4 protein-coding genes are annotated in these 3427 nt (G+C 71.7%); 2 read left to right on the top strand and 2 right to left on the bottom strand.

All coding sequences use genetic code 11. From position 1 onward, the window contains the following. Positions 1 to 114 precede the first annotated feature (114 nt). Together ROTAS13_RS21395 and ROTAS13_RS21390 are read right to left on the bottom strand one after the other, a co-directional pair. Positions 115 to 1464: a glutamate--cysteine ligase gene (locus tag ROTAS13_RS21395; RefSeq protein ID WP_019460449.1), complete on the bottom strand. Its 1350-nt coding sequence runs from the start codon at positions 1462 to 1464 to the stop codon at positions 115 to 117. Between the two features lie 37 nt (positions 1465 to 1501). Continuing rightward, positions 1502 to 2251: a 16S rRNA (uracil(1498)-N(3))-methyltransferase gene (locus ROTAS13_RS21390; RefSeq protein ID WP_075823345.1), complete on the bottom strand. Its 750-nt coding sequence runs from the start codon at positions 2249 to 2251 to the stop codon at positions 1502 to 1504. 28 nt (positions 2252 to 2279) lie between these two features. Between ROTAS13_RS21390 and ubiA the strand changes: the two genes are divergently transcribed. Continuing rightward, a complete protein-coding gene (ubiA, locus tag ROTAS13_RS21385; protein WP_083755657.1) occupies positions 2280 to 3179 on the top strand; it encodes a 4-hydroxybenzoate octaprenyltransferase in 900 nt (299 codons plus the stop codon). Between the two features lie 67 nt (positions 3180 to 3246). Continuing rightward, positions 3247 to 3396 (top strand): hypothetical protein, encoded by a 150-nt coding sequence (locus ROTAS13_RS21380; protein ID WP_371329216.1) that lies wholly within the window; start codon positions 3247 to 3249, stop codon positions 3394 to 3396. Positions 3397 to 3427 lie beyond the last annotated feature (31 nt).

Below are 3427 nucleotides of genomic sequence, written 5' to 3'. Positions count from 1 at the left end.
TAGATGTGATCAAGAGACAGCCCTCAGGGTCCTGGCGGATAGGGGGTCCGGGGGAAAGGCAGCGCCTTTCACCCGGGACAGAGCAACGCCAGACGCTGGCGCGCAACCCGCGTTTCAGACGGCGCCCTCGGCGAAGATGCGCGAGACGTCGCCCTGCCAGGGGCCACGGGCGCGGACCAGCCAGCGGTCGGCCTGGGTCTGGCCGGTTTCCGCGATCTCCTCGACCGGGGCGAGGAACTTTTCTTCTCCGAGGCCACGCGCCGCCAGCCCGTCGCGGGCGATGCGAACCACGTCGCGCGCCACGTCGCGCAGCGGGCGGCCGCCGATCTCGGCGCGCAGGCCGAGCTTCGGGACCTCGGTCCGCAACCGGCGCATCTCCCCGACGCTCCAGCCGCGCACCAGTTCGAGCCCGGCCTTCTGCGCCGCGTCGTCGTAGAGCAGGCCGGTCCAGAAGGCGGGATGGGCCACGATCATCGCCGGGCTGCCGACATCGGCGCCGCGCATCTCCAGGAAGCGCTTGAGGCGGACATCGGTGAAGACGGTGGTGACGTGATCCGCCCAGTCGCCCATGGTGGCATGGACATCCGGGTGGCCCGGCAGGCCGTGGCGGATGAAGTCGCGGAAGCTGGTGCTGGTGGCGTCCACGAAGGCGCCTTCGCGCATCACGAAGTACATCGGCACGTCGAGAACGTATTCGGCGAAGCGCTCGAAGCCGAAGCCTTCCTCGAAGACCACCGAGGGGATGCCGGTACGGTCGGGGTCGGTGCGGGTCCAGACCTCGCCGCGCAGGGTCAGGTAGTCGGTCGCCCTGCCCTCGCGGAACGGGGAATTGGCCCAGAGGGCGGTGGAGAGGGGCTGCAGCGCCAGGGAGAGGCGCAGCTTCTCCACCATGTCGGCCTCGTCGCCGAAGTCGAGGTTGCTCTGCACGGTGCAGGTGCGGAGCATCATGTCCAGGCCGAGCTCGCCCACGCGCGGCATGTACTGGCGCATGATGGCGTAGCGTTGCTTGGGCATCCAGGGCATGGCGTCACGGGCCGCCAGCGGGTGGAAGCCGACGGGCAGGAAGGCGGTGCCGAGGGGGCCGGCGACCTCGCGCAGCTCCGACAGGTGCGAGTCCAGCTCGGCCGCGGTGGCATGCAGGTCCGCCAGCGGGGCGCCGGAAAGCTCGGTCTGCCCGCCCGGCTCCAGCGAGACGGAGGCATTGTCCTTCACCAGGCCGATGGGGTTGCCGCGATCGAGGATGGGCTCCCAGCCCCGGGCGGCCAGCCCTTCCAGGATGGCGCGGATGCCGCCGGGATGCTCGTCATAGGTGGGGGGACGCAGGTCGTCGCGGCGGAAGCCGAACTTCTCGTGCTCGGTGCCGATGCGCCAGTCCTGGCGCGGCTTGGAACCCTCCGCGAACCAGTCGGCGAGCTGCCGCACGGAGTGGATCGGCGTGGGATCGGCCTCGCCGGGATTGGACATGCTTCGCTTGCCTATGCGCTCTCGGGCACGCGTGCCCTCAGTTACGACCCTCGGCCCAGTCGCCGCAGAGAGACTGCAGCACCGCGAGCCCCGAGATTGCCGCCGTCTCGGCCCGCAGGATCCGCGGGCCGAGGGCAACCGGCACAACAAAGGGACGCCGCCGCACTGCGTCAAGCTCCGCCGGCGCGAAGCCGCCCTCCGGCCCGACCAGCCAGCCGGGACCGGAGGCGGGAGAGGCTTGCCGGAGGGTCTCCGCCAGGGGCGGCGCGGCCCCGCGTTCCGCCCCCAGGAAGAGCGGGGCGACGGGGTCCTGGCGCGCCCAGAGGTCGAGGGCCGTGTGCAGCGGCAGAGGGTCGGCGATCTCCGGCACGTCCAGGCGCTCGCACTGCTCGGCGGCCTCGCGGGCGATCAGGCCCAGGCGGTCGCGGTTCACCTTGTCGGCCACGCAGCGGGTGGTGAGGACGGGCCGGATGGCCGCGACGCCGAGTTCGGTCGCCTTCTCCACCGTCCATTCCATCGCGTCGCGCTTCAGCAGGGCGAGGAAGAGGATGGGGCCGGCGGGGGGCGGCTGCGGGCGCAGGCGGCGGCGCAGGACGAAGCGGGCGCTGTCCTTGCGGAGCGCGGCGATGCTCGCCTCGAACTCCCCGTCCCGGCCGTTGAACAGGAGGACCGCGTCCCCCACGCCCCGGCGCAGCACGGAGCCCAGGTAGCGACCCTGGCCGGGCAGGGAATCGGCCTCGGTATCCTCGGCCAGCGGGGCATCGATGAAGAGACGTGGGATGGACATGGCGCTTCAGGCAGGGAGAGTAGCACGCATGGCCGCCTATACCGATATCCGGGCCGAGGGCTGGGTCGCCCGCCTGCCCGCCGCCGCCCGCCCCTATGCGCTGCTCGCCCGGCTGGACCGGCCGATCGGCTCCTGGCTGCTGTTCCTGCCGGGGCTCTGGGCCTTCGCGGCCGTGGCACCGGGCTGGGTGGAGGGAATCCGCCTGGCCCTGTTGTTCGCCATCGGCGCGGTGGCGATGCGCGGGGCGGGCTGCGTGGTGAACGACCTGTGGGACCGCGACATCGACCGGAAGGTGGAGCGCACCGCCGGGCGGCCGCTGGCCTCCGGCGCGGTGACGCCGCGGCAGGCCCTGGCCTGGCTGGCGGTGCTGTGCCTCGTGGGGTTCGCGGTGCTGCTGCAACTGAACGGGCTGGCGATCCTGCTGGGCGTGCTCTCGCTGGTGCCGATCGCGCTCTACCCGCTGGCCAAGCGGGTGACGGGCTGGCCCCAGGCCATGCTGGGCTTCGTCTTCTCCTGGGCGGCGCCGACCGGCTGGGCGGCCGCGACGGGAACGCTGCCAGTGGCCGCCTTCGCGCTGTGGCTCGCCGCCTTCTTCTGGATCCTGGGCTATGACACGATCTATGCCCACCAGGACCGGGAGGACGATGCGATCGTCGGCATCGGTTCCTCCGCCCTGATGCTGGGCGAACGGACGCGGCCCTTCCTGGTGGGGTGCTACGGGCTGGTGCTGGTGCTGCTGGTGGCCACGGGGCTGCTGGCGGGGCTGCGCTGGCCCTTCCTGCTGGCCATGGCACTGCCGGCGGTGCTGCTGGCGCGGCAGGTGCTGACGCTGCGGCTGGACGATCCGGGGCATTGCCTGACCCTGTTCAAGTCGAACCGCGAGGTCGGGCTGGCCATCGCCCTGGCCTTCCTGCTCGGCCGGCCCTAAGGGGACAGCCCCCGGGGGGATGTCATCCCGGAGGATGACTCCGGAAGGGGCGATCGGAATGCCGGCGATGGACAAGCCCCTGGCGGAGGATTTCATCCGCGCGCAGACCGTCCCCGCCCGCCCGTCCCTGGTGCCGGAGGTGGAGCTGTATCTCGCCACCGAGATCACGCCGATCTGGAAGGCGACCGAGACCTGGCTGGAGGCGGCTGTCTCTTGATCACATCTACGCACAGCTCCACCGTAAGGCG

It is taken from the genome of Roseomonas sp. TAS13 (genome assembly GCF_001950415.1).
GTDB classification, from domain to species: Bacteria; Pseudomonadota; Alphaproteobacteria; order Acetobacterales; family Acetobacteraceae; genus Roseomonas; species Roseomonas mucosa.
The sequence above is the reverse complement of the archived record's forward strand: the minus strand, read 5'-3'. Positions and strand labels throughout refer to the sequence as shown.